Raw genomic sequence first — 22,090 nt, 5'->3', positions numbered from 1 at the left:
GGTGGGCGGACCTGTGCGAGGCAGGCCCAAAGAATGCAGAGGGGTGTGCGGGCGTGGTCAGTGGGCGTCGACGCCGAGGCCTGCGTACAGCTGCGACTTCAGCTCGGCCAGGTCGGCGGAGGCCCGATCGCGGGGGCGGCGTCCCGGCACGGTCAGCAGCCGCTTGGCGGTGGCTCCCTCGGCCGCGGCGCCGTCGTCCTTGCCCAGCAGAAGAATCCGGTCGGCCAGCTGCAGAGACTCGTCGACGTCGTGGGTGACGAGGAGCACCGTCGTCCCTGTCTGGGCGTGGATGTCCAGGAGCAGATCCTGCATCTTGAGCCGGGTGAGGGCATCGAGTGCGCCGAAGGGCTCGTCGAGCAGGAGAACGCCGGGCCGGCGTGCCAGGGCGCGGGCCAGCGAGGCCCGCTGGGCCATGCCCCCGGAGATCTCCCGGGGCTTCAGATGCGCGCGCTCGGCGAGCCCGACCAGCTCCAGCAGCTCGTCGACCCGGGCCCTGCCCTCGGCCTTGGACAGCTCGCGGGGCAGTCCGAGCTCAATGTTCCTGCGCACCGAGCGCCAGGGGAGCAGGCGAGGCTCCTGGAATCCGACGGCGGTGCGGTCGTCATAGGGCTGCACGGGCTTCCCCGCGATGGTCAGCTCACCGGTGAAGCCGGTGTCGAGACCCGCCAGGGCGCGGAGCAGGGTGGATTTGCCGCAGCCTGAGGTCCCCAGGATCGCGAGGACCTCGCCGGGGGCGATCTCCAGGCTGATGTCGCGCAGCACGGGGCGGCCGCCGAAGCTGCGGCCCACACCGGCGAACCGGACGTTCAGCGAATCGAAGGCGGCCTGCGGGGCGGCGGAATGCGTTGAGGGCTCCCCAGGCGAGGTCGGCGCCTCAAGGGTCGCAGAAGCAGTCATGCGAGAATTCACTCCCATCGTCCCTGGCATTAGCACCGAGCCCGCAGAGAAGCTCTGCAGTGGTTGCTGCGGCGTCGTCGAGCCAGATCTCTCAGCCGCTCCGGATGGATACGCCTATGACTGTACGCCAGAGCCGAGTCCGCGCACAAAAACCGGGTCACAAACGTCACACTGCGCGTCTGGGGCGGGGCGCGGCCCGCAGAGGACCACGCCCCGCCCCAGACGCGTCGTGGGGCTTGCCGCCTACTGCTGCCCGCGGGTCACGGGCCAGCCTTTGGAAGCGCTGGTGCTGCCCGTGCGCCTCCGCCCGGCGGTGTCCATCTCCTCGCAGATCTTCTTGATGGACGCCAGGCACTTCTGATTCTGCACGTCGGAGACGTCCTCGGGGTCTTCGCCTGCGTAGAGCCGTCCGAGCACGCGGCTGATGACCTGGTGCTCCTTGTCCTTGGGCATGTCCAGCACGGGGATGATCTTCCGCGGCACCGCTTCCTCGGAGACCTTCTGGGCGACCAGTGCCTGGACGGAGTCGACCATCTTCCGCTCGCCCGGGGGGATCGAACGGGTCTGGGAGCCGTCGTCGGGCGGCAGTCGGGTGGCGTTGACCTCCTCGCGCGCCTCGGGCGTCAGCACGACGAACGCCACCGGGATCGTGCCGGCTTCCGCGTCGCCGATGGAGCAGACGCCGGATTCGAGCACGCTCTCGTGCGAGTTCATGGCGTCACGGATGTCGTTGAGGTGAATCTCCTGGCCGTTGACGGTGATCTCGTCGTCGTGCACGGCTTCGAGATCCTCTTCGGCGGGATCGGTGCGGAACCGCGGCTCCTCCGTCGTCGCCCGATCAGGACCCGTTGTCGTGCGGTCTGTGGTGCTCATCGCTCGGCCTCTCCTCGAACATCATGCGGAGTGTGTCATGCACAAGGTGGCAGACCTGTCTGAGTGTGGCCTCAGCGTCTGGTCCATGCTCCCTCACACGGTCGTCGACTCATGAGGGACGGTCGAGCGTCGCCCGCACGGCCAGATGATCGGACGGAAAGGCGTTGCCCCTCTGGTCAGGGATGTGGCGCGCTGGACCCCCATAGTCGCAGAAGCCCTCATCTGCGGCGGTGTCGGACGCGTCTGCCGCCCCGCCCAGATGGTCCGCTGCGACCACGTTCAGACCCCTGGCGAAGATGAAGTCGATGCGATCGCGAGGCTCGGTCTCCAGGGACTCGATCTGGGACCAGGTCAGCCCCGGCGCCCGAGCGGGATCGGGATGCACTGCGCGGAACGCGTCGGTGAAGCCGGCCTTCAGGAGCGCGTCCGTGGCGGGCCACTGAGCCGCAGGACGGTGGGAGCCGTCCCAGTCCAGGGGTGAGGGAACGTTGAAGTCTCCGGCGATGATGACCGGCATGTCGCCGAGCTCCTGGAGGAGCCGATCGGTCTCGGCCAGGATCTGCTGCGCCTGCTGGGTGCGCTGGGCCTCGCCCGGCTGGGCGAAGACCGACTCGGCCGCACGGGGCAGGTCATCTCGTCGGTACGGGCTGTAGTCGGAGGAGGCCAGGTGGACGGACCAGGCCAGCACCTCGCCGAGACGCGTCTGGACAGCGGCTGCCGTCGCGAAGGGCTCCGTGCTGGTCTGCAGGAGCCGGATGGGGGAGGCGCTGAGCACAGCACAGTTGAAGTCCTGCTGGGCTGCGGTCATCCCCGCCGATCGCGCCAAGCGGATGCCTGCGGTGCCATAGCACTCCTGCAGGAGAACGATGTCGGCGTCCTCGGCCGCGAGCACAGCTGCCTGCTTGGCGGCGGAGTCGTCGACCTCTCTGCCGCCGAACCAGAGGTTCCAGGTGAAGACCTTCAGGGTCCGCAGCTCTCGGAGCTTCTGCTCGACGGCCTGCTCGGGGGTCATCCCGTCCGCCTGCTGCTGGTCCAGGGGCTGGTCCGCCAGCGTGTCCTGAGGGCGCCGGATCTGCTGCTGCGGGTCTGCTTCAGTCATGGTGCTCCTGATCGTCGATGGGGGCTTCGGGCTCGGCTGTCGGGAGGAGGACCTCCTCCAGGCTGGAGATTCGGTAGCGGCACGGCAGCTCGAGATGCGGGTCCTGGTTCACCCCGATCACGATGAGCCCGGCTGCCGCGGCCGCCTGGGCGCCCGCGGGGGAGTCCTCGAACGCTGCGGTTGCGGCAGGATCCACGCCGAGCCGCTCGCAGGCCTCGAGGTACAGGTCGGGGGCGGGCTTGCCGGCCGCGACGTCCTCCACCGTGCAGACCGCCCCGGGGGAGCGCAGAAGCCCTGCGCTGTCGAGCATCGTCCGGACGTCGCGGCGCAGCCCGTTGCTGGCGACGGCGGTGGGCACCGAGGCGGCGAGCTCGGTGAGCAGCCGGCGCGCTCCCGGCATCAGCTCCACGCCGTCGGAGAGCATCTCGGAGTAGCGGGCGTTGATCTCCTGCAGGGTGCTCTGCGCAGGCAGGCCGGTCAGCTCGCCCAGCCGCTCAGCCGTGTCTGCCGAGGCGAAGCCGTGGAAGCGCTCGGCCTCCTCGGGGGTGCGGCCGTGCTCGCTGAGCCAGCTGCTGAGCATGCGCAGCCACGTGTCCTCGGAGTCCATGAGGAGCCCGTCGCAGTCGAAGACGGCTCCCTGGATGCACAGGTCAGCACGGAGCCCACCGGCGCGGATGCTCAGCGGGGCGGTGATCGGAGGCCGCGTCCCTGGGTCGGAGGAGTGGCTGCTCATGCGGCGGAGAGGGAGGTCGACGAGCCGGCCCCGACGCGCAGCGCCGGAGCCGAGTTCACGTACGGGGTGACGCGCGAGCCCGGCGTGAGATCGGATGCCTCTGCGGCCGACACCGACGATATGATCTCCAGGCCCTCGACGGGCGTGACGGCACGGATCATCGTGCGTTCGCCTGTATAGGTCTGGGATATCACGGTCGACTGCCCCTCCTCGTCGGGAGCGAGGGTGATGTCCTCGGGGCGCACGAAGAGTGTGTCGAGCCGCTCGGAGGGGGCGTGGATGGGCAGCTCGCCGCCTCGGAAGGACGGCTCCACGCCGACCTCTGTGACGGATCCGACGAACCGGGCGACGAACTCGTTGGCCGGCGACTGATACACCCGACGCGGCTCGTCGACCTGGTCGATCACGCCGTCGCGCAGCACGGCGACCCGGTCTGCGATGGACAGGGCCTCCTCCTGGTCGTGCGTGACGAACATGGTGGTGATCCCCAGCTGCTGCTGCAGCCGTCTGATCTCTTCGCGGATCTGGACGCGCACGGTGGCGTCCAGGGCGGAGAGCGGCTCATCGAGCAGCAGCACCTCCGGCTGGGTGGCCAGCGCCCGGGCCAGAGCGACGCGCTGCTGCTGACCTCCGGAGAGCTGGGCGGGGAACCGGGAGGCGAACTCGCCCAGTCCGCACATCTCCAGCATCTCCTGGGCGGTGCCGCGCCTCTTCTGCCGGTCGATCCTGCGGACCCGCAGCCCGTACTCGACATTGTCCTGGACGGTCATGTTGGGGAAGAGGCTGTAGGCCTGGAAGACCATGCCGATGCCCCGACGGTTGGGGGCCACCTGCGTGAGGTCTCGGCCTCCGACGCGCACCGTGCCCGTGGTCGGCTTCTCGAACCCAGCGAGGATCCTCAGGGCGGTGGTCTTGCCGCAGCCCGAGGGGCCGAGCACGGTGATCAGCTCGCCTGCGCCGATGGTGAGGTCCAGGCCGTGGAGCACGGGGGTCGAGCCGAAGGTCTTCGAGATGCCCTGAAGCACCACCTCATTGGAGGTCTGTGTCGGGCCTGCGCCGGCGGTGGAGGTCATGATGCAGCTTTCTGTAGGGAGCGTTCGGCACGGGCTGCCCGTCCGGCCGGGGAGAACCGGTCGGCGGAGAGGGTCGCGACGAACAGAAGGGCCCACGTCGCGAGGTTCAGGAGAACGGCAATGGCGATGGAGGCGCGGAAGTTGTTCGAGGAGACGTCGAACAGCCATACCGGCACAGTCTGCTGGCCCAGGGTGGCGGCCAGCGAAAACTCTCCGAAGCACAGGGCCGTGGTGAAGAAGACGGAGAAGAGCATGGAGCCCCTGATGTTGGGGATGACGACTCGCCAGATGGTCCCCCAGGTGCTCGAGCCCAGGATCGCTGAGCCCTCCACCATTGCTTTGAGCGGGATCGTGCGCAGCCCCGCGTCGATCGAGCGGAACGTGAAGGGCAGACACAGGACCACATAGGTGCCCACCAGGATGAGGGGCAGGTCGGGGCTCTGCATGAACTGGCTGACCTCGCTGGCCAGGGAGCCGCGGCCCTGCTGAGCGCCCCAGCGCAGCAGCGCCACCACCCCGGCGGCGATCGCGATGGGCGGGACCACCAGCGGCAGGGTGCACAGAATCTCCAGGATCGGGCGCAGCCGAGGAGCCCAGAGGTGGACGGCGACGAGCGCGGGGACCAGTGTGGCCACCAGCGTGACGATGGTCAGCCCGGTGATCATGAAGGTTCGGCTTGCGGCGGCGGCGAGGCTGGCATCTTCGGTGATCACCGAGTAGGCGCGCAGCGAGAAGGTGCCCCCGGGGAACACGGCGTAGTAGGCGGCGCAGAGCACCGGAATGAGGACGTAGAGGCCGACGGCGATCACCGGCAGCCAGCGGGAGAGTCTCACTGCACCCATCGGGCGGACCTCCTCTGCAGGCGGTTGAAGACGAACAGCACGGTGACGGCGATGACCACCATCGTCACGCCCAGCGCCATGGCGATGGGCTGGCTGGAGGGGGACTGGCCCAGGAGCGAGGAGATGTTCAGCGGAATGAGCGGGAATCCGCCCGCGCCGATGAGGACCGCCGCGGAGGCGTGGGTGGCGAACGCTGCGCCGAAGCACAGAATCCAGCCGCCCAGCAGGGCCGGTGCGGCGACCGGCAGGCCCACGCGGAGCCAGAACGTGCTGGGGGAGCCGCCGAGGGCGGCATTGGCCTCACGCCACTCCTTGCGCAGCCCCATGAACGTCGGCAGTGTGACCATCACCATCGTAGGGATCAGGAAGTACTGGTACATCACCACCAGGCCCTGCCACGAGTAGAGCGAGAAGCCCGTGGCCTCCAGATTCAGCGCAGCGTACAGAACCCCTGCATTGCCGAGGGTGACGATGAACGAGAACGCCAGCGGCGCGCCGCCGTCGTTGGCCAGCACTGAGGAGAAGACGGCCACCACGGAGTCCAGCGCCTTGGACCGGATCTGAGCGATGCAGAACGCGGTGAGGGAGCCGACCGCCGCGGCGATCGTCGACCCCACCAGCGACACCTGCACCGAGTTGGCGATCGCCTGAAGGTGGGAGCCCCTCGTCAGCGCCTCAAAGTTCGCCAGGCCTATGCTCGTTCCTCCATCCTCCGCGGTGACGGAGAAGGCGATGACGGCCATCCCCACGATCGGAAGGATGAAGAAGATGCCCAGGATGAGTCCCAGGGGAAAGAGCGAGAGGGCAGCCGGAGACCGCAGTGCCGATCCCACCCCCTTCCACCGCTCTCTGCTGAGCAGCGGGGGCCGAGCCCCGGCCGGCGCTGAGGCGCCGTCCGGGGCCTGCGGCTGGCCAGCCCCAGCGGGCTGGGTGATCGGCAGACTCACTGAACAGTGCCGTCCCACTGCTCATTGACGATGGCCTGGTTGGTATCGCGCTGCTCCAGAGTGGGCTGGGGAGCTTCGATGCCGTCCTGGCTGGGCAGCTCGGCGAGCGCGTCCTCGTTCACGGTGCCCTCTTCGATCATGGCGTCCAGGCGCACCGGGGAGACATAGCCCTCCAGCAGGATGTTCTGGCCCTCGTCGGAGAAGAGGAACTCGTAGAACAGCCGCGCCACTGCGGGGTGGGGCGCATCGTCGTTGATGGAGGCGGCGTAGAAGGAGGAGACCTGACCGTCCTCGGGCAGGTTGATGTCCATCTCGATGCCGGCGTCCTCCTCGAGGTCGTTGGCGATGGGCTGGAGCAGGTAGTCCCAGTCGATGACGATGGGAGTCTCACCGGTTTCGATGGTTCCTGCGTCGGCTTCGACGGGGACGAGGTTGCCCATGCCGGAGAGCTCGCCGAAGAACTCGATGCCTGGCTCGATGTCGTCGAAGCTGCCGCCGTTGGCCTCAGCAGCGGCGTGCACGATCATGAATGAGCCCTCGGAGGCCGTGGGGTTCGAGGGCAGAGCCACCTGGCCGGAGTACTGCTCGTCCAGCAGGTCCTCGAAGCTCTCGGGGCAGTCCTCGACGCGCGAGGTGTCGCACCCGATGGCGACGGTGCCGCCGAGGTGGTTGATCCAGGTGCCGGACTCGGAGACGAACTCCTCGTCGATGTCGTCGATGGTCTGGGGTGAGTACTCGGCGAGCAGGCCGTCCTCGGCAGCCTCTTCGGCGAAGCTGACGCCGGTGTCGAGATAGTCCAGGGAGTTGTCCTGCCCCTGGCGGTTCACCACGGCGTTGATGAGGTCCTGGCTGGAGCCGGTGGAGGTGTCGTTGGTGATCTCGATGTCGTACTCCTCGGAGAACGCCTCGAGGAGCTCGCCGTAGTTGGCCCAGTCTTCGTAGAGCCCCATGGCGTTGAACTGCCCTTCGGCCTGGGCGTCCTCGACGAGCTGGTCCATGCCGCCGCCGTCCTCGACGGACCCGGCCTCGCGCCAGTTCTGCGATGCCTCAGATTCGCCGCCGTCGCCGCAGGCTGTCAGGCCGAGGGTTGCGGCAAGGGCGGAACCGATCATGATGCGGGTGCGAGTGATCATGCGAGTGTCTCTGTCCTTTTGGTTGCAGATGGTCGGCACTGTGGTGCTCACGTGCCGGAAGCGCCGTGGAGCGGCCCTCTGTTTCTCCATCCTCACTAGTGAAGTGCTCGTGGTCAACTGTTACGTCACTAGTGATGATGAATTCTGCGTAAACTCTGGGTGGACAGAGATCAGCATCAGGAGGAGCGCCGGTGGGAACAGTCGCCTACGCAGAGATAGCCCGTGCCCTCGCCCGGGACATCGAGCAGGGGGTCTACAGGCCGGGCGCCCTGCTGCCCTCAGAGCGGGAGCTCTCCGAGCGCTTCGGAGTCTCCCCGGGGACTGTCAGAATGGCGCTGCGCGAGCTCGTGGCCGAAGGAACAGTGGACGGAACGCGCGGCCGGCCCAAGCGCGTGGTGCAGGTGCCCAAGCGCCAGGCATCCTTCGACGAGTTCCGAAGCTTCGCGCAGTGGGCCCGGCGCCAGGGGATGTCGCCTGGGGGTGCCGTGATCTCCTCCCGGTGGCAGATCGCCGATGCGCAGGATGAGCAGATGCTCGACGTCCCGCGCGGACGGCGGGTGCTGGGAGTTCTGCGCCTGCGCTCTTTGGACGGTCAGGCGGTGATGCTTGAGCACACACACTATCCCGAGTGGTTGGGGGAGATCGTGGAGGGCCTTCCGGCGGATGCGCCCTCCGTCACCTCGCTGCTGGAGGAGGGGCATGGGGTGCACTTCAGCCACGCGGAGCACATCTTCGGCGCGGAGCGGGCCAAGCGCGAGCACGCCGAGCACCTCGGGGTGGGGCGCAGCTCCGCGCTGCTGGTCCATCACCGTGTCTCCCGCGACTCGGCCGGACGGTCGCTGGAGTGGTCCAGCGACCGCTACATCGCCGGGCGCATCATGCTCTCCGTCGGCAACTCGCGCCACGCGAACCCCATGCAGTGGATCACCCCTGAGGCATTCGGGCCGGCAGCCTTCGGCGCCGAGAGCATCCCGGAGGAGTAGCCCTGCCGGCGGGCGGCCGGGGAACTAGCGTGAGGCCTGCTCCAGGATCTCGTCCATGACGGCGTCGTTTACCTTCCGGGGCTCCCCGTAGCTGGGGTAGTGGAACTGCGCGATGTTGGCATAGGGGTTCACGTCGAGCACCACTGCTCCCTCAGCGGAGTCCAGCCGGGGCACCAGCAGGTCTACGCCGGCTGCCCCGAGTCCGGGCACAGCCTGCAGGCCGCTGACGGCCAGGTCCTTCAGCTCGCCGGCGAGGTGGTCCAGCACGTCGACGGCCAGGCCTCCGCCCCGGGCGGTGTCGGCGATCTCGGTCAGCATCACGAGCTCTCCCATGGCCGGCACCGCGGTGCGGTCCAGACCTGCAGGGGCGAGGAACTGGTCCGTCACCTCGGGCTGCCGCGGCTTGAGGTATTCGTTGCCGCGCCGTCGTGCGATCTCGTCGTCGGCGAGCCGGCCGATCGATGAGACGCCGTCGCCGATCACGTAGAGCGGGATGCGAGCGACCGCGCCCACCACGCGGCTGCCCACCACATAGGCGCGGATGTCCAGGCCGGGCGCGTACTCCTCGACCACGATCAGGTAGCGCGAGTCTGAGGTGGCCGACCGTGCTGCCATCGCTTTGGCCCATGCGGCCCGCAGCTGAGACTCGCGTGTGATGTCCGGTGTGATGCCCTTGCCGACTCGTCCGGAGGAGGGCTTGACGGCGACGCGCTTGCCCAGCGACTTCATGGTCTTCACGGCCCGGGAGAATTCCGTAGGGCTGATGGCCTTGCCTCTGGGAGTGGGCACTTCGGACGTCTGAAGGTACTTCTTCGTCATCGCCTTGGAGCGTGAGAGGCGGCGGGCCTGATGGGACACCAGGGAGGTGATGACGCCGTCCATCCCGCCGACCACCACACCGGAGAGGAAGAACAGCTGGTTGGCCTCGGAGATGATCTTGATGGTCATTCTCTTGCGGCGGGCGGCGCGCTGCAGCAGCTCCTGGTGGGGCAGGGTCGAGGACCACTGCCTGAGCTCGTCGTACATCGGCTCCACGTGCTCGACGATGAAGCGCGCGGTGACTGAGGCGCTCTCCTCCAGGCGGGCGGCAGGACGCACCTCGGAGGCGGTGCGGTCCGCGTCCCGCTCGTCGTGCTCCTGCGGCAGATCCGCGTCGGCAGCAGCGTCGGCAGGGCGGGCGCGAGGGGGCAGCGGAAAGGATGGGGCAGTCGTCTCGGCGTCGGGGGAGGGTGCAGCGCGGACGTCTGAGGCCGGCTGAGGGTCGGTCCCGGCTGCGGGGCGTGTGCGGCCGGGGCGCCTCGCGCCGAGTGGGAAGGTGTGCGGCTCAGAGCTCATCGTGGGGTCAGCCTAACGGCTTCAGACCGCTGCTGTGGCGAGGAGCTGCTCCGCGATCGCGGCGCTGACGGGCCGTCCGGGTCCCAGGGTGGGATAGGTGTGGGGCAGAGGCGAGGCCTCTGCTGATACGTCGAGGACGGCTGCGTGCTGGGCTGAGTCCAGCGAGGCGGCGGAGAGGGTGGTCGCCCCGGCCAGGACCCCGGGCACTGCGCGCAGGGCGTCGGTGCGGAGCTGCTTGTGCTCCTCCGCCACGAGGTCGGTGACGTCCACGGCGATGGTGGGCGGCTCGGAGGGCTGGGGATCGGGGAGGAGGTCCCGGTCCACCAGGGCGAGAACGCTGACGGCATGCTCGCCGGCCGTGTACACCTCCAGCGTCAGGGTCTGCGGAGGATCGTCGTCGTCCTGCTCCTCGTCCTCCTCGGCGGGGTCCTCGGAGCTCAGGGTGCGGCCGGCCGGCTCAGCGTCCGCGCGGCCGATGCGGTGAGGTATGTCCATGAGGTCGAGGTGGGCGGCGACGCTCTCCGGCTTCGCGAGCACCCGGCGGCCGTGGGCGCTGACCAGCGTGGTGACGCCCTGGGACCACCCGCCGATGACGGCGTCCCCGAAGATGAAGACCCACCGGCCCTCGGTGATCCGTCGGAGCCGAATGCGCCGCTCTGCCAGAGCCTGGCCGAGCAGCTGCTGGGCCGAGGGCAGGTTCCCGCGGTGCGGAAGGAGTCGCGCTCAGGGGCGATGCGCTCGGAGACGAGCCGGGACAGATCCATCACCCGCTCAGCGTAATAGGTCAGGGCGACGTATTGCCGCTTTGGCCGCCGTTCTCGTCTCCGGTCTGCTCGGCTTCGTCGATGATGTCCTCCGCTCGCCGGCGGCGGCATCGGCCTGCTCGGATGCGCTCCTCACCGCGTCGGAGGCGTAGGTGGCAGCCCTGCGGCCCTGCACGGCCACCTCATGGACCAGCTCCTCAGCCCGCTCCGATGTCTTGGACACCAGATCCTGAACGTCAGGGCGGTTCCACGCCTCTTCAGCTCTCCTCTTGGCGGTGTCGAGGGCGGTGTCGACCTTTCGCGGCCCTTGGAGGTGCCGAGGGCGTAGCCGATCGCGACGCCGGCGCCCAGGGAGATGAGTCCCATAGCTGCTCTCACTTTCTGATGAGGTTCGATGTGCTCTCAAAGCTAGCGGCACGCGGCAGGGCTGTCATCAGGTGGTGTCCCTGACGCGACCCTGATTCATGCACTGAGCCTCTCCAGAAGCAGCGCGGTGTGCAGGGTCGCGAGGATCTCTCTCCATCGAGGGGCTGGCCGAGGGCTCGTTCCAGTCGCGCGATGCGTGAGTAGAGCGTGGGACGGGAGATGCCCAACGCTCGCGCGAGCTCGGCCTTGTTTCCTCCGGTGCGCACGGCGGCCTCGACGAGATCTCGCATCGAATCGCCTTCGGCACCTCGAAAGGGGGCCAGAAAATGGTGCATGAACCAGCTCGTCGAGGGATCGGCGGCCAGCTGCACCAGCAGCCCGGAGAGCCCCAAGTCGGCCGCGGTCCAATAGCCGGCCTTCGGGAGGAGTCGGCGCTCGCCGGCAGCCTCCCGAGGCGGCTGAGCGCCGAGGCGGCCGAGGCTGTGCGGGCAGTGCGCGGCAGTACGTGGGGTACGTCTTCCAGGCTGATCGAGTCCAGCTCTGCGCCCACGGTGTAGCGCGGGATGAGCTCCTGGGTGCGGCGTCGGACAACGGCCTGACGGACGGCGGCGCAGAGCTTCCGAGGGTCTCCGTGGGCGATGACGACCCAGATATCCTCTGGCCTCCGGCGCCCACCAGCGCGGGAGCCTCAGCGTATTCGCTGAGCTCCGGATCAGGGTTGCCAGGGAGGGCGCCTGTCGTTCGGCCGCAGTGGCGGCGCCGGCGTCGTCGTGGGTCGTGAAGACCATCGGGGTGAAGCGAGCTCCCGCAGGCATGCCCAATGCTTTGGCTCGGGCTGCCACCTCTTGGCTGGGCAGACCTCCGGGCGCTGCCAGGTCATCGAAGAGGTTCGTGGTGGCGCTGACGATGGGGTCCCACGAGGGCTCAGACCGTGACGCACCGAGCTGCCGTGAGACCAGCTCGCGGTGCAGCGCTTCGGTGATCTCGACGAAGCGAACTTCGTTGGTGAACCGCAGCAGGGGAACGAGGCTCCCAGCGGCCGGGCTGCTCTCCCGCTCCGCCGCTGCCTCCTCCAGGGCGGCGCGAAGAAGAGGGCGGTCCGGAAGAACCTCGACAGCGAGCGCAGCAGCCCCTGTTGCGTCAAGGTCCTCCAGGTAGCCGCGCACCGCGTCGAGCAGGTCCGGGCGGCCTTCGTGCAGACGTGGGAGGGTCGACAGCACCAGCTCGCCCCCCTGCAGCATGGCTCCGGGCCGGTCCTGACCGATGATGTGCACCCAACGGATCGTGCGTGCCAGGCCAGCGGACGGAGTCAGCAGCTCCGGCTCTCCGCCCGCCATGGGGCGAAGCTGGAGGCTCTCCTGCACGCTGAGCGTCGAATCGACCATGCGCAGACTTTACTCTGTGTAAGAACTGCCGCGTCTCAGTTGACACTCTGCTTTGGCCTCGCACGCCGATGCCGCGCATCATGGTGGCGGACCCCACCCTAAGGAGAGCTCTATGGCCACTGCTGGAACCGATCGCCGCATCCTCGTCACCGGAGCCTCCACAGGCATCGGCGAGAAGACCGTCCGTCGTCTTGCCGACCAGGGATATCGGGTGGTGGCAGCCGCTCGGCGCAGGGAGAGGCTGGAAGCCCTCGCCCAGGCGCACAGCAGTGTGGAGGCATACCCGCTGGACATCACCTCGGATGAGGACGTCGCGGCGCTGGCCGAGCACCTCAGCTCCACCGGCGGCCTCGACGGAGTCGTCAACAACGCCGGAGGCGCCCTCGGCCTCGACAGGGTTGAGGACGGCGACGTGGACGGGTGGCGCTGGATGTACGAGCTCAACGTGCTGGGCACACTGCGGGTGACCAAGGCGATGCTCCCGCTGCTGCGCGCCGCCGAAGGGGGCGACATCGTCGTGGTCACCTCCACTGCGGCCTACGAGCCGTACGAGGGCGGGGCCGGCTACACCGGGGTCAAGCATGCCGAGCGCATGCTGTCCACCACGCTCCGCCAGGAGATCGTGGGCGAACCGATCCGGATCATCGAGGTCGCCCCCGGCGCCGTGGCCACCGAGGAGTTCAGCCTGACCCGGTTCTCCGGCGACGCCGAACGAGCCAAGAAGGTCTACGAGGGATACCAGCCCCTGCACGGCGAGGATGTCGCAGAATCCATCGAATGGGCCCTCGGACGGCCGGAGCATGTCAATGTGGACCTCATGGTCGTTCGCCCCCGCGATCAGGCCAGCAGCAGCAAGATCGCAAAGAAAGGCGCATGAGATGACCGTCACGCCCACCGCCGCCGCCCTCGCGCCCCACCGGGAATTCACCTCTGAGGAGCTCGAAGCGGGCCGAAGCGCCTACGCCCTGGACCGTCAGCACGTCTTCCATTCGTGGTCCGCGCAGGAGACCCTGTCGCCCCTGACCGTCCTGGACGCCGAAGGGTCCTGGATCTGGGACGGAGAGGGCCGGCCGCTGCTCGATCTCACCTCGCAGCTGATCTACACCAACGTCGGCCACAAGCACCCTGCCGTGGTGCAGGCGATCAGGGACCAGGCGGAGAAGCTCTGCACCGTCGCCCCTCAGCACGCCAACGACGCGCGCTCCGAAGCCGCACGACTCATCGTCGAGCGCCTGCCCGAGGACATCAGCCACGTCTTCTTCACCGCAGGGGGAGCCGACGCCAATGAGCACGCGGTGAGGATGGCGCGCCACCACACCGGCCGACGCAAGGTGCTCTCCGCCTACCGCAGCTATCACGGGGGCACGCAGCTGGCGGTGAACATGACCGGCGACCCTCGCCGGATCCCCAACGATGACGACGCGGGTGTGGTGCACTTCCTTCCGGCCTACACCTACCGCTCCTACTTCGCCCCGGACTCGCAGCGCGGCTCGTGGACCGAGCAGGATGAGTCGCAGGCTGCCCTGGCCCATCTGAAGCAGGTCCTGGAGCTTGAGCGCGGGACCTCCGTGGCGGCCATCGTGCTCGAGGGCATCCCCGGAACGGCTGGCATCTACCTGCCCCCGCCGGGATACATGGAAGGGGTGCGCCAGCTGTGCGACGAGCACGGCATTGTGATGATCCTCGACGAGGTGATGGCAGGCTTCGGCCGGTCCGGACGGTGGTTCGCCCACCAGCACTTCGGCATTGAGCCGGACATCGTCACCTTCGCCAAGGGCGTCAACTCCGGCTACGTCCCCCTGGGCGGCGTGGCGATGGATGACGAGATCTTCGCCAATTTCGCCACGCACCCGTACCCCGGGGGCCTGACCTATTCAGGCCACCCCCTGGCTGCGGCGGCGGCCGTGGCGAACATGCGTGCCATGGCAGACGAGCAGATGGTCGAGAACGCGGCCCATCTGGGGGAGGCCGTCATCGGTCCCCGGCTGGAGCAGATCAGGCAGAACCACCCCTCAGTGGGCGACGTGCGCGGACTCGGCGCGTTCTGGGCGATCGAACTGGTCAGGGATCCCGCGACCCGGGAGCCGCTGGCGCCCTACGGCCAGACCCACGAGGTGATGGGGAAGATCGTCGCCGCGGCCAAAGAGCGGGGTGTGCTGCCCTTCATCAACATGAACAGGATCCACATCTGCCCGCCGCTCAACGCCTCAGAGGACGAGATCCGCTTCGGCCTGGACGTTCTCGACGAGGTGCTCAGCCTCGCTGACGAGGTGGTCGTCTGAGTGGCTGATCATCAGGCGGTCGGGCCCGTCACCGCCTGGGCGGTGCCCGGCATCCCTGAGGTGAGGCCGCACGATGATCTCCCGGACCTCATTCTGGATGCTCTCGCGAAGCAGACCAGCGCGGGGGCGCTCGCCGACGGCGACATCCTGGTGGTGACGTCCAAAGTCGTCTCCAAGGCAGAGGGCAGAGTCATCGCAGCCCAGGACAGGGAAGCCGCTATCACTGCGGAGACTGTTCGCGAGGTGGCGTCACGTCCCCGCGCGGACGGTGAGGGGCGCATCCGCATCGTCGAGAACAGACTCGGCATTGTCGCCGCGGCGGCGGGAGTGGACGCCAGCAACACAGCCGACGGCACGGTGCTGCTGCTCCCTGAGGATCCTGACGCGTCTGCGGCGCGACTGCGCCTGGCAGCGGCGCAGCGCCTCGGGGTGAGCGTCGGGGTGCTGATCTCGGACACGCTCGGCCGTGCCTGGAGGATGGGGCAGACGGACGCGGCGATCGGCGCCTCAGGCGTGCGGGTTCTCTACGACCACCGCGGGGGCACGGACTCCGCGGGCAAGGAGCTGACGGCCACCTCGATCGCAGCCGGGGACGAGATCTGCGCCGCGGCAGATCTCGTCAAAGGCAAAGCCGCAGGGCTGCCCGTCGCCGTGGTGCGGGGCCTCGGCCACCTCCTCGACCCCGACGCCCCCGGCGCTAGGAGTCTGGTGCGCACCGGACCGGAGGACATGTTCCGGCTCGGGACCGACGAGGCCATCGCTGAAGGCTATCGCCGAGCCTATGAAGAGAGCGCGGTCGCCAGGGACAGCGCGTCCTGAGCGAGGCGTCGGCTGGTGTGCTCGTCCCGCATTCGCAGCGGGACTGACTCCGCCCGGATCCCGGTCGCCTCCAATTCGGCAAGGCAGGACTCATCCTGCTCATCGACCAGCCAGCCGTCCAGCAGTCCGCCCGCACGGCGGGCGCCATAGGCCCGCGCCACAGCTGCGGCTGAGCAGTCATGGCCGAGCACCTCCAAGCACTCACGCGCCATCCCATGGATGGGGGCCTCGCCGATGATCGGAGACACTCCCACCACAGGAGCGGCTGCGGTGCGCAGCGCCTCACCAGCCCCTGGGATTCCCGGAAGGCCCGCTTGCCCTCCCTCTCCCGAGAGGCCCAGAACCGTGCCGACTGACACGACGGGGTTCGACGGCGCCAGCAGGATCACGTCCGCCGCCCCGAGGGCCTCAGCAGCCCCCGGGGCGGCGACGGCCTCTTCGGCTCCCCGCTGGATGAACCGCTGCGCCGGGGCGGACGCCCGGGTGCGGACCCACCACTCCTCGAAGTGCATCTCCGTGGCTTCTCCCGCATCCTCCGTGCGGACCCAGGTCTCCACCTCGTCATCCGAAGCGGGCAGCAGCCGCGTCTGCGGCTCCCTGAAGGCGTCCGCCCATCGGGAGCACAGCCGGTCGGTGACGTCGGAGAGCGTTCTGCCCTCACGCAGCATGGCGGTGCGGGCAAGGTGGGTGCCGAGGTCCAGGTCTCCGAGGGTGAACCACGGCCAGCCCACGCCGTAGGCAGTCAGCTCAGCGCTGACCCGTTCGCTCTCATGCTGCCTGCCCCAGCCGCGCACGGCGTCATTGACGCCCGCCAGGGCATACATCATGGAGTCCAGGTCCGGGCAGACTCGCACCCCCGTCAGCCACATATCGTCGCCCGTGTTGACCACCACGTCGACCCTGTCCTCAGGCGTCAGCGCGGAGCGGAGTCCCCGGACGAACTTGGCGCCTCCCACCCCTCCGGCGATCACAGCGACTCTCAGCATGAGGATCCCAGCGCCACCTGCTCGATGGTGTGCTGCTCCGGGTGGAAGACTCCGAAGCGACGCCGATACTCCTGCGCTGTTCCCGGCCAGAGCAGAGTGACTCGTCCTGTGCCTCCGTGCCGGTACCAGCTGCGGCAGCCGGGCGAGACCCACGCGGTCGATGCCGCCCGCTCGTCGATCATGGCGGTGTAGGCCTTCTCCGCCTCCGCGCGGACCTCCCATACGCCGCCGGCGGGAACGGACGCGAGAGCGCTCAGAAGCTGGTCGAACTGAGCCTCCAGCATCGCCACTGCCGAGTTGTGGCCGAGGGCGGCGTGAGGGCCTCCCAGGATGATGCAGTTGGGGAAGCCGGAGACCGATGTGGATCCGTAGGAGGTCATGCCGTCCGCCCAGTGCTCAGCGAGAGTCTCGCCGCCGCGCCCGACGATGCTGGAGGCAATGGCCGGGCGTGATGCGTCGAACCCTGTGGCGAAGACGAGCGCATCGAGTTCGTAGGTCCTGCCGGACGCGGCCCGGACGGCTCTGCCCTGCACCGCGAGTGGGGCAGAGGGCTCCACAGCGGCGGCGCCGGAAGCCACGGCCGGGTAGAAGTCGTCGGAGAGCAGCACCCTTCGGCAGCCGACCTCGTCCGCAGGAGTCAGCGCTTCGCGCACAGGTCCCGCAGGAATGCTGCGCCGAAGATGGTCCTGCGCCCGACGGCGCAGCTCCGTGTGCGCCGTGCTGCCGAGCACTCGTGCCTCGAAAGCACTGTCCAACTCGTCAAAGATCTCGGCACGGTGATCCCGGCGAACGTCGTCGTCCGCGGCGAAGACCGATTGCTCTGCGGTCCCGTACGCCGCGTCATGCTTCGGGAGGATCCACGGGGCGCTGCGCTGGAAGACGGTGACCTGGGCGCCGCGCCCGACGAGCGCCGGGACAGCTTGGACGGCTGAGGCGCCCGAGCCGACCACTCCGATGCGTGCGCCCTCGGGAACGATCCGAGGATCCCAGCGGGCTGTGTGGCACACCCTGCCGGGGAACGTCACCAGTCCGGGCAGCGTCGGCAGAGCCGGGCGCGAGAAGCGGCCGGATGCCAGGACGAGCGCGCCCGCGGTGATGGTCCCTGCGTTGGTGGTGACCTTCCAGCTGCGCGGGCCCTGCCTCCATTCGGCGGAGAGCAGGCGGGTGCCGCAGCGAATGTGCTCGGCAACCTCCTCGGCACAGCTGCGCAGATATTGGCGGATCTCTTCCCCGCCGGCGAACCGCCGCTTCCAGTCGGACTTCGGCGCGAACGAGAAGGAGTACAGGTGGGAGGGAACGTCGCACGCGACGCCCGGGTACGTGTTGTCCCGCCACGTCCCACCCACTTCATCGGCCTGCTCCAGGACGAGGAAGGAGTCCTCCCCGCTGCGGCGCATACGGATGGCGGCGCCGAGGCCGGCAAAGCCTGCCCCCACGACGAGGACGCGGACATGCGTGCCGTCCAGGCCGGTCACGGGCTGGCCGTCCCGAGGCCGTCGAGCCGCTCGTAGAGTGTGCTGCGCTGCACCGACGTGCGTCCCAGGGCAGCTGCCGTGCGGCGAACGTCGTCCAGGCTGAGCGTCCGCCCTGCCTCCGGGTCGGCCTCCGGGCGCGTTCCGTCGAGCAGCACGCCGCCCACGTCGTCCGCGCCGCCGGAGAGGACCCGCTGTGCGCACCCCAGGCCGAATTTGGGCCAGGCGGCCTGAATGTGGCTGATCTCACCGTCAAGCAGCAGCCGGGCCACCGCGTGCACGGCCCGCGTCGTCCGGTCATCGGCCATCCGGCAGACTCCGGGCACGAGCACGGGGGAGTCCTGGGGGATCAGCGGCATCGCGATGAACTCGGTGAATCCGACTGTCTCCTCCTGCAGCCTGCGCAGCGCAAGGAGGTGCTGGACGATCTGAAGCGGCGTCTCGGCGTGCCCATAGACCATCGTGGCGGTGGAGCGGAGTCCGGCCCGGTGAGCGCTGCGGATGAGGTCCAGCCACTGGGCAGCAGGTATGTCTGTGTCCGCGCTGAGCGTCCGCCGCAGGTCGTCGTCGAGAATCCTGGCCGCGGTGCCCGGCACCGAACCGACGCCGTGGGACTGCAGCTGCTGCTGAAATTCGCCGGTGGTGACGTCCAGCCGCTGTGCGGCATCAAGGATCTCCGCAGGGCGGTACGCGTGCAGGTGCAGATCTGCCCCCGCGCCCTCGGCTCCAGTGCGCAGGGCATCGACGATATCCAGATATGCGGTCCCCGGCAGGAGGGGATCCACTGCTCCTTGGACACAGATCTCTGTGGCTCCGCGGGCTGCGGCCTCTGCGGCGATGAGGCGGAGATCCTCGTCGGTGAGCCCCCCTCTCCGTCGGCTCGGGTCATAGAGCGATGCGTCGACGTTGCGGTTCACCGCGTAGGTGACCTGCTCGCCGACTCGCTCAGCGCGGACCGCGTCGGCGGAGGAGGCCAGCTGCTCGAGGCTCTCCCCGTCCGACTCGAGCAGATGAGCCCACTCATGCTCTGCAAGGGCCGACGAATCGGCCTCGGCTCGGCGCAGCAGGGCCCGGCCCGCATGGGAGTGGGCTGCTGGTGCCCCAGGGGCGGCCTCCAGCAGGAGGCTCACGGGATCATGAAGCCGGTGGTCGAGCCAATAGTCGGGATCGGCCGTCCACCGCGGGTGTGCGGTGAGGCGCTCCTTCAGGTCGTATCCCGCCTGGGATGTGAGTCGGCTGAGATCCTCGATCTGCGGCCAAGGCCGCTCGGGGTTCACATGATCCGGAGTCACCGGGCTCACGCCGCCCCAATCGTCGATGCCGGCGCGGATGAGCAGTCGCAGCTCCTCGGGGTCGGTCAGGTTCGGCGGGGCCTGGATATGGGCCCCGGGTCCCATCACCCATCGCGCGACGGCGACGGCGGCCGCGTATTCGGAGGTTCCGAGATCGGGTTGGTTCTGCATCGCGGTCCGCGGCTTGGCGCGGAAGTTCTGGACGATCGTCTCCTGTATGTGCCCCCACCTCGTATGGGCGTCCCGGATGGCGAAGAGGGACTGAGCCCGATCCTTCAGGGTCTCCCCGATGCCGAGCAGGATCCCGGTGGTGAAGGGGATTCGGGAGCGGCCTGCGTCATCGAGCACCTGCAGTCTCAGGGCCGGGTCTTTGTCCGGGGAGCCGTAGTGGGCGCCGCTCGGCTGTGACCACAGCGCTGAGGAGGTCGTCTCCAGCATCATGCCCATAGATGGTGCAGCAGGGCGCAGACGCTGCATCTCTGTCCAGGTCATGACGCCGGGGTTCAGGTGAGGCAGCAGGCCCGTCTCATCTCGTACCAGCTCTGCCATCGCTCTCACATAGTCGAGCGTGGACGCGTAGCCGTGCTCGGCGAGCCAGTCGCGAGCTGCTTCCCATCGATCCTCCGGACGGTCCCCAAGAGTGAAGAGCGCCTCCTTGCAGCCCGTCGCAGCACCGTCGCGGGCGATGAGCACAACCTCCTCAGGGCTGAGGAACGGCTGCCGGCCCTGGTCCCGAAGACTCCGCGGCGTGTCCACGAAGGTGCAGTAGCGGCACCTGTCGCGGCACAGGGTGGTCAGCGGGATGAAGACCTTCTTCGAGTAGGTGATGCGCCGTCCTGAGCTGTCGCCGCGGGAGGCGGCACCCCGATCGCGCAGGTGACCTGCGAGGGCGAGGAGCCGCTCGAGCTGGGGTCCGTGTGAGGAGAGCAGCGCCTCTGCATGCTCGAGAGTGGGCTCACCCCCAGCCTCGGCGTAGGCCAGGGCCCTGCGGGCCGCGGACTGGGGGAGCGGCCCACTCGTGCTGCGATGCGGGAGCTCGATGTTCACCGCGACTCGGCTCATGCGACCATCCCCTCCGCGCGGCCCACCTGCAGGCCGCCCTGCTCGACGACCCTCGCAGTGTGCGGGCCCAGACCGAGCTCCGCGGCGCGCCGCAGGTCGGCGAGCGTGTCCACGTCATGCCGCAGCGTTGAAGCTGCCGGAACCGTGAGCTCGGTGTAGCCGGAGGTGCGGTGGAGCAGAGCCGATCCGGTCCCGAATCGCGGCCGGTGGCGCGCGCCGGCGGATGCTGTGAGGAGCACGGTCCCGGTGCCGTACCGATCCGAGACGAAGCCTCGCGGAGCCGATCGAGCGCGGTCCAGCGCTTCGCCCAGATCATCCGGCCGCAGGGCAGGGAGGTCGCCGAGCATGACGGCGGTGCGCCGGGTCTCTCCGAGGCAGGTGAGGCCGGCCCGGACAGCTGCGTTGAGGCCCGCCCGGGCCTGCACGTGAACGTCGCAGGGCAGTCCTGCCGACCAGGCGGCATCGTCGGTGACCAGCAGCACGCTGTGCACCCGGGGGCACCGCGAGACGGCCTCAAGGGTGTCTCGCGCGGCCGCCTCCGCGAGCTCACCGGCAAGAGGGGGGCTGCCCAGCTCGGCGGCGAGCCGGGTCTTGCCGCTCGAGGGCCGGCGCACAGGAACCACCAGCCTGAATCCGTCGCTGTCCGCTGCACGGCCTATCTGCACGCTGCGCCTCCCTCGCCAGGCTCTTCCGGGTACCGCAGAAGACTATATTCCGTATTGCGTGTACTCAGTTTACACAGTGGAAAAACGCTATGAGTCTGGCTTGACACTATGTATCAGGAGGCCTGCTCAATGCTCTGGAATGATCAACGCAATTCGAGAGAAGATCCAAAAATTGTGAGATTGATGTAACGCAAATTTAACAAATGAGGGGACATTTCCATGACCGCGGTCCGCATCGCGCTCAGCCAGACCACCTGGACGGGCGACCAGGAGTCCATGCTGGCCAAGCACGAAGACTTCGTCCGTCGCGCCGCAGCAGAGGGGGCGCAGGCGATCTGCTTCCAGGAGCTCTTCTACGGCCCCTACTTCGGCATTACGCAGGAGAAGAAGTACTACGGATACGCCGAGCCCGCTGACGGTCCCGTCGTCCGACGCTTCGCAGCGCTGGCCGCTGAGCACTCGATGGTGATGGTCCTGCCGATCTATGAGGAGGCCATGCCCGGGGTCTACTACAACACTGCCGTCGTGGTGGACGCCGATGGGACCGTCCTCGGTTCGTACCGCAAGAATCACATCCCGCACGTCGAATCCTTCTATGAGAAGTTCTACTTCCGGCCGGGCAATCTCGGCTGGCCCGTCTTCGACACTGCGGTCGGCCGCATCGGTGTGACCATCTGCTATGACCGGCACTTTCCCGAAGGCTGGCGCATGCTCGGCCTCGCGGGGGCCGAGATCGTCTTCAACCCCAACGCGTCCAAGCCGGGACTCTCCAACCGGCTCTGGGAGCTCGAGCAGCCCGCTGCGGCGGCCGCCAACGGGTACTTCGTGGTGGTTCCCAACCGCGTCGGGCGGGAGGACAACGAGTACGGGGACCAGGCCGTCACCTTCTACGGCACCAGCTACGTGGCTGACCCGCGCGGAAACTTCGTGGGGCAGCCCGGCTCATCGAACGCCGAGGAGCTTCTCATTCGTGACATCGAGATGGAGATGATCCGCGAAGTTCGCGAGGACTGGCAGTTCTATCGCGACCGCCGCCCCGACACCTACGACGCGATCACCGCCCCCTGAGAAGGAGCAGCACC

General features: G+C 68.6%; 22 protein-coding genes and 1 riboswitch. Of the genes, 6 read left to right on the top strand and 16 right to left on the bottom strand.

What is annotated here, in order from left to right:
- Positions 1-57: 57 nt before the first annotated feature.
- The 8 genes from FS388_RS04610 to FS388_RS04575 all read right to left on the bottom strand — a co-directional run bounded on the left by FS388_RS04610 (position 58) and on the right by FS388_RS04575 (position 7,597).
- A complete protein-coding gene (locus FS388_RS04610) occupies positions 58-897 on the bottom strand; it encodes an ABC transporter ATP-binding protein (protein ID WP_146340149.1) in 840 nt (279 codons plus the stop codon).
- 11 nt (positions 898-908) lie between these two features.
- Positions 909-1,008: riboswitch (SAM riboswitch) on the bottom strand.
- A gap of 132 nt (positions 1,009-1,140) precedes the next feature.
- Positions 1,141-1,770, bottom strand: coding sequence for a hypothetical protein (locus FS388_RS04605; RefSeq protein ID WP_146340147.1), 630 nt, complete (start codon positions 1,768-1,770; stop codon positions 1,141-1,143).
- A 109-nt stretch (positions 1,771-1,879) separates the two neighbouring features.
- A complete protein-coding gene (locus FS388_RS04600; protein WP_146340145.1) occupies positions 1,880-2,869 on the bottom strand; it encodes an endonuclease/exonuclease/phosphatase family protein in 990 nt (329 codons plus the stop codon).
- A complete protein-coding gene (locus FS388_RS04595) occupies positions 2,862-3,602 on the bottom strand; it encodes an HAD family phosphatase (RefSeq protein ID WP_146340143.1) in 741 nt (246 codons plus the stop codon). The genes FS388_RS04600 and FS388_RS04595 overlap by 8 nt, the downstream gene beginning before the upstream one ends.
- Complete coding sequence (locus FS388_RS04590; RefSeq protein ID WP_146340141.1) at positions 3,599-4,675, bottom strand: ABC transporter ATP-binding protein; 1,077 nt, start codon at positions 4,673-4,675, stop codon at positions 3,599-3,601. The genes FS388_RS04595 and FS388_RS04590 overlap by 4 nt, the downstream gene beginning before the upstream one ends.
- Positions 4,672-5,517, bottom strand: coding sequence for an ABC transporter permease (locus FS388_RS04585; protein WP_146340139.1), 846 nt, complete (start codon positions 5,515-5,517; stop codon positions 4,672-4,674). Before FS388_RS04585 ends, FS388_RS04590 begins: the two co-directional genes overlap by 4 nt.
- Positions 5,505-6,464, bottom strand: a complete 960-nt coding sequence (locus FS388_RS04580; RefSeq protein WP_246836298.1) for an ABC transporter permease subunit — start codon at positions 6,462-6,464, stop codon at positions 5,505-5,507. Before FS388_RS04580 ends, FS388_RS04585 begins: the two co-directional genes overlap by 13 nt.
- Positions 6,461-7,597 (bottom strand): ABC transporter substrate-binding protein, encoded by a 1,137-nt coding sequence (locus FS388_RS04575; RefSeq protein ID WP_210410234.1) that lies wholly within the window; start codon positions 7,595-7,597, stop codon positions 6,461-6,463. Before FS388_RS04575 ends, FS388_RS04580 begins: the two co-directional genes overlap by 4 nt.
- Before the next feature lie 191 nt (positions 7,598-7,788).
- Between FS388_RS04575 and FS388_RS04570 the strand changes: the two genes are divergently transcribed.
- The gene (locus FS388_RS04570) at positions 7,789-8,580 is read left to right on the top strand and encodes a GntR family transcriptional regulator (protein WP_146340137.1); all 792 of its coding nucleotides are present in this window, start codon (positions 7,789-7,791) and stop codon (positions 8,578-8,580) included.
- Positions 8,581-8,604: 24 nt separating this feature from the next.
- On the opposite strand, the gene FS388_RS04565 is transcribed toward FS388_RS04570, so the two are convergent.
- A complete protein-coding gene (locus tag FS388_RS04565) occupies positions 8,605-9,915 on the bottom strand; it encodes a hypothetical protein (protein ID WP_146340135.1) in 1,311 nt (436 codons plus the stop codon).
- Positions 9,916-9,936: 21 nt separating this feature from the next.
- Positions 9,937-10,410, bottom strand: coding sequence for a hypothetical protein (locus FS388_RS04560; RefSeq protein WP_146340133.1), 474 nt, complete (start codon positions 10,408-10,410; stop codon positions 9,937-9,939).
- 9 nt (positions 10,411-10,419) lie between these two features.
- On the opposite strand from FS388_RS04560, the gene FS388_RS04555 reads away from it, so the two are divergent.
- On the top strand, positions 10,420-10,695 hold the full coding sequence (locus tag FS388_RS04555; protein ID WP_146340131.1) for a hypothetical protein: 276 nt from the start codon (positions 10,420-10,422) through the stop codon (positions 10,693-10,695).
- Here the strand turns inward: FS388_RS04555 and FS388_RS04550 are convergent.
- A complete protein-coding gene (locus FS388_RS04550; protein ID WP_146340129.1) occupies positions 10,687-10,902 on the bottom strand; it encodes a hypothetical protein in 216 nt (71 codons plus the stop codon). The two genes, FS388_RS04555 and FS388_RS04550, sit on opposite strands and share 9 nt — an antisense overlap.
- A 151-nt stretch (positions 10,903-11,053) precedes the next feature.
- Positions 11,054-12,430 carry a PucR family transcriptional regulator gene (locus FS388_RS04545; protein ID WP_146340127.1) on the bottom strand — a complete coding sequence of 459 codons (1,377 nt, stop codon included), beginning with the start codon at positions 12,428-12,430 and terminating at the stop codon, positions 11,054-11,056.
- 112 nt (positions 12,431-12,542) lie between these two features.
- Here FS388_RS04545 and FS388_RS04540 point away from each other — a divergent pair, with 112 nt between their 5' ends.
- From FS388_RS04540 to FS388_RS04530, 3 genes are read left to right on the top strand one after another with little or no spacing between them, the layout of a single operon-like run.
- A complete protein-coding gene (locus FS388_RS04540; protein WP_146340125.1) occupies positions 12,543-13,307 on the top strand; it encodes an SDR family oxidoreductase in 765 nt (254 codons plus the stop codon).
- A 1-nt stretch (position 13,308) separates the two neighbouring features.
- Positions 13,309-14,712 carry an aspartate aminotransferase family protein gene (locus FS388_RS04535; RefSeq protein WP_146340123.1) on the top strand — a complete coding sequence of 468 codons (1,404 nt, stop codon included), beginning with the start codon at positions 13,309-13,311 and terminating at the stop codon, positions 14,710-14,712.
- Positions 14,713-15,531, top strand: coding sequence for a coenzyme F420-0:L-glutamate ligase (locus FS388_RS04530; protein ID WP_146340121.1), 819 nt, complete (start codon positions 14,713-14,715; stop codon positions 15,529-15,531). It begins immediately after the preceding gene.
- Here FS388_RS04530 and cofD read toward each other — a convergent pair.
- From cofD to cofC, 4 genes are read right to left on the bottom strand one after another with little or no spacing between them, the layout of a single operon-like run.
- A complete protein-coding gene (gene cofD, locus FS388_RS04525) occupies positions 15,492-16,517 on the bottom strand; it encodes a 2-phospho-L-lactate transferase (protein WP_146340119.1) in 1,026 nt (341 codons plus the stop codon). The genes FS388_RS04530 and cofD overlap by 40 nt on opposite strands.
- Positions 16,511-17,992 (bottom strand): NAD(P)/FAD-dependent oxidoreductase, encoded by a 1,482-nt coding sequence (locus FS388_RS04520; RefSeq protein WP_146340117.1) that lies wholly within the window; start codon positions 17,990-17,992, stop codon positions 16,511-16,513. Before FS388_RS04520 ends, cofD begins: the two co-directional genes overlap by 7 nt.
- Positions 17,989-20,343, bottom strand: a complete 2,355-nt coding sequence (cofG, locus tag FS388_RS04515) for a 7,8-didemethyl-8-hydroxy-5-deazariboflavin synthase CofG (protein ID WP_146340115.1) — start codon at positions 20,341-20,343, stop codon at positions 17,989-17,991. Before cofG ends, FS388_RS04520 begins: the two co-directional genes overlap by 4 nt.
- Complete coding sequence (gene cofC / locus FS388_RS04510; protein ID WP_246836297.1) at positions 20,340-21,008, bottom strand: 2-phospho-L-lactate guanylyltransferase; 669 nt, start codon at positions 21,006-21,008, stop codon at positions 20,340-20,342. The genes cofG and cofC overlap by 4 nt, the downstream gene beginning before the upstream one ends.
- A 219-nt stretch (positions 21,009-21,227) precedes the next feature.
- Between cofC and FS388_RS04505 the strand changes: the two genes are divergently transcribed.
- Positions 21,228-22,076: a nitrilase-related carbon-nitrogen hydrolase gene (locus tag FS388_RS04505; protein ID WP_146340113.1), complete on the top strand. Its 849-nt coding sequence runs from the start codon at positions 21,228-21,230 to the stop codon at positions 22,074-22,076.
- Positions 22,077-22,090 lie beyond the last annotated feature (14 nt).

The sequence above is a fragment of the Nesterenkonia sp. NBAIMH1 genome (assembly GCF_007922635.1).
GTDB lineage: Bacteria > Actinomycetota > Actinomycetes > Actinomycetales > Micrococcaceae > Nesterenkonia > Nesterenkonia pannonica.
This window is presented reverse-complemented; position numbering and strand designations above follow the sequence as displayed.